Below are 2,804 nucleotides of genomic sequence, written 5' to 3'. Positions count from 1 at the left end.
CAGCAACGCCGGCATCGCTCAGGCGGAGGTGCTGGGGCAGTTCGTCCAGTACATAGTCATCATCTTTTCCGTGGTGGTGGCCCTGCAACAGCTTCAGGTCCAGTTCGTGGGCGACGCCTTCCTGATCATCCTCGGAGCCATCAGCTTCGCATTCGCGCTCGCTTTCGGGCTGGGCTGCAAGGACCTGGCCGGACGCTGGGTGGCTGGCCTGGTCGACCGCCTCTCGCCGCCGGCGGAGTAGGCCGGGGCCGCGAGCCGGCCGCGGGCGGGGACCAGGGCGGGATGGGTCCAACGGTCACAGAGAGATGCGACCCTGACGTTACGGCGGATCGCTGGCGGGACAAATCATGGCGGGAACTCGTCTAAAGTCTTACAGGGCTGCACGATCTGCGTTTCCTGCCGTTGTACTGGACCCTGCTGGACCGCGCCGCGAAAGCGGGAAAACCGGATCCCAATGGCGGGACTCCCGCACACGCTGACGCCTCTTCTTTCGAGGTCCCGGAAACCGACCTCTCGTTGAGCTTTGAAAGCCGAGGTGGACCTGCCCTGCTTTCACGGATGGTTGGTTCTTGGGGTTGATGCGGTCTGATGTGGTTTGCGTTTCCCCAGCGGAGAGGGGTGGCGGAATCGGACCCGTGTTTGGATGGCGGGTCTCCCGGCGTCCGAACGCGGGTGGACAAGCGAAGCGCGTCAGCTCGCGAGCCGCGACCGATTGCGAGACCAGAGCGAATCCGGGGGCGGGTGGCTCGCGGCGAGCACGCGGCAGGCCATCGCGGTTCGCGTCGAGATCCCCCGGCTCCTCGTCGCGGCTGTGCTCGAAGGCGATTCTCACCCGACCCGTAACCCCTCGGAGATACGAGGTCGTCGATCCTGGGCCGTTTTCGACCCCGTTAGATACGCCGAAACCGGTTCGGATCGACCGTTTCCGGATGGGTGGCGCTGGCGCTGGTGGTTGTGCTGGCGTTGACGGCGGGCGAACTTGACCGCGTGACTCCAATCACGGAAGGGCTTGCCCCCATTGAAAGAGGAGACCACAAGTGGCCCCGCTCGGCCGCGCTACGGGCGAAAGGGATACGATCAAGAACCTGAAGGCGGTACTCACGACGCTGGTGGTGCTCGCGTTCTTGGTGCTGGTGGGCGTCAGGGTGGTGCGCGTTCCCCCCGTTAGCGGAACGTGGACACACGGGGAGCCGGGACAGTGGACCCATCTTCGGCTTGTGAGGGAGGAGCGTGAACCGGGACCTGGACCTCGGCGAGTGCTCGGAGACTTATCCGGGGCCTTGAAGGAGGCCCTGACGAAGGACTCCAGTGCGATCCCCCTACACGTGGCCGGTTCTTGGGACAATCCGTACTTGGAGCTGGAGGTAGGCGGGGTCGACTACTACTACGAGGGTGACCCTGGAGGCGTGTTGTGCTCCTTAGCGGGGGAGGTGGAAGGCGGCGGCGACCGGTCCCTACTGGCGGAGTGGTTTGTACGACGACGGCACTCGTACCGGTTGGTCGCCGTGATCCGGTGCCCGGAGGTGGAGCCGTTCCGCATGGTGTTTGAGAAGGTGGAAGAATGAGCTCGGACATGTCCGGGGCATCGTCCCGCTGGCGCTGATCCTCTACTAAAACCCCGGCTGGCTCCCGTAGTCCCCCCCACCTCCCGTCAAACCAGTGGAGTTGACACAAGCGGTAGCTTTCGGGCGAGAAAGGGCACGCCACGGTAGGCGTGCACTTGTCGGTCGCGCGACGGAAGGAGGACCGCGGTGAGTACCACGGAGAAGGCTTGGCGTGATGGGGTCCAGTTGGCAAAGAACCGAGTCGCGTTTGCAATACAAGAGGCAGATGATCGGGAATCGAGACCGCTGGAGCTTGGAGCAGCGGTGGAGGGGTTGAGTGACGTAGAGGCCAAAGCCTTTTTTGCGGGCTACCGGTGGGGGATGTGGAGTGTGGAGAGGGAAGTGCGGTGTGGGGAGAGGGATATTCAGCGGATGCAGGCGGGACTTCCAGCCTTGGGTTGACGCCGACTCCCCCACGGTATGCAATTGGCTCATCGGAAAGGCATATCAACCCCGCGTATGCCGTGCTAACCCATTGCTTGTCCACGAGGCCGTCGAGCTTGGATGCGACGGCCCGGTCGAGACTGTTCCAGACGATGTCCGGATCGGTGTTTCGGAGGCAACCCACGGCTGGCTTGACGCGGGCTAAGGGCGTCAAGCCAGCGTACCCCTTGGGGCCACACTCCGTGCGTCCCCTGCGGAGGCTGGCGGGGGGCCGCGCCCCCTCTGACCCCCGGGACAAACCCGCTCCGGCGGCGTTCGCGGTTGGGACTCCGAAGGTCCCCCCAGTCGGTCGGTCGCCGGATGTTCTCCCGCCGCCCGCCGATGAACGCCGTCGGCTTCGCGGCCGAGTTCCGCAGAGTGACCGGCGAGCGGCGTGGTCGGCGTTGCCACCGCTTCGGCGCCGGTCCCCCCGGTCTCCGGCACGGACTCCGTCCGTTCCTTCGGCCGGGGTCGAGTCCCCTCCTCGCCCCCGAAGGCAGGAGGGCCGACCCAGCGGCTTGAGCACCTGACGCTGCCAGGAGCCCCGCGCCCACGCTGCCGGGCTGCCGGTATGGAACCGGACGACCGGCTCGCCGTTGCCTTCCCGCACGGGATTGCTGGATCGGGAGCGACCCCAGGCGAGGGGGGGATGGCCTGCACATCCCAACCGCCGCCGTGGCGTGTGAGGCATGCCGAACACCTGGGTCGCTCCCGGCAACGGGCGCAAGCGCCCGCGCGTCACCGCCGCCCCGGCGGCGGCGGCACAAACACAACGAC

The 2,804-nt window shown here is 66.2% G+C and carries 3 protein-coding genes; all 3 read left to right on the top strand.

What is annotated here, in order from left to right; genetic code table 11:
* The coding region (locus tag OXT71_01940; GenBank protein MDE2925141.1) for a hypothetical protein at nt 1-241 on the top strand (241 nt) is incomplete at its 5' end.
* 796 nt (nt 242-1,037) lie between these two features.
* The gene (locus tag OXT71_01935) at nt 1,038-1,565 is read left to right on the top strand and encodes a hypothetical protein (protein MDE2925140.1); all 528 of its coding nucleotides are present in this window, start codon (nt 1,038-1,040) and stop codon (nt 1,563-1,565) included.
* 186 nt (nt 1,566-1,751) lie between these two features.
* Nucleotides 1,752-2,006 (top strand): hypothetical protein, encoded by a 255-nt coding sequence (locus tag OXT71_01930; GenBank protein MDE2925139.1) that lies wholly within the window; start codon nt 1,752-1,754, stop codon nt 2,004-2,006.
* The last annotated feature ends 798 nt before the right edge of the window (nt 2,007-2,804 follow it).

The sequence above is a fragment of the Acidobacteriota bacterium genome, from assembly GCA_028874215.1.
Classification (GTDB): domain Bacteria; phylum Acidobacteriota; class UBA6911; order RPQK01; family JAJDTT01; genus JAJDTT01.
This window is presented reverse-complemented; position numbering and strand designations above follow the sequence as displayed.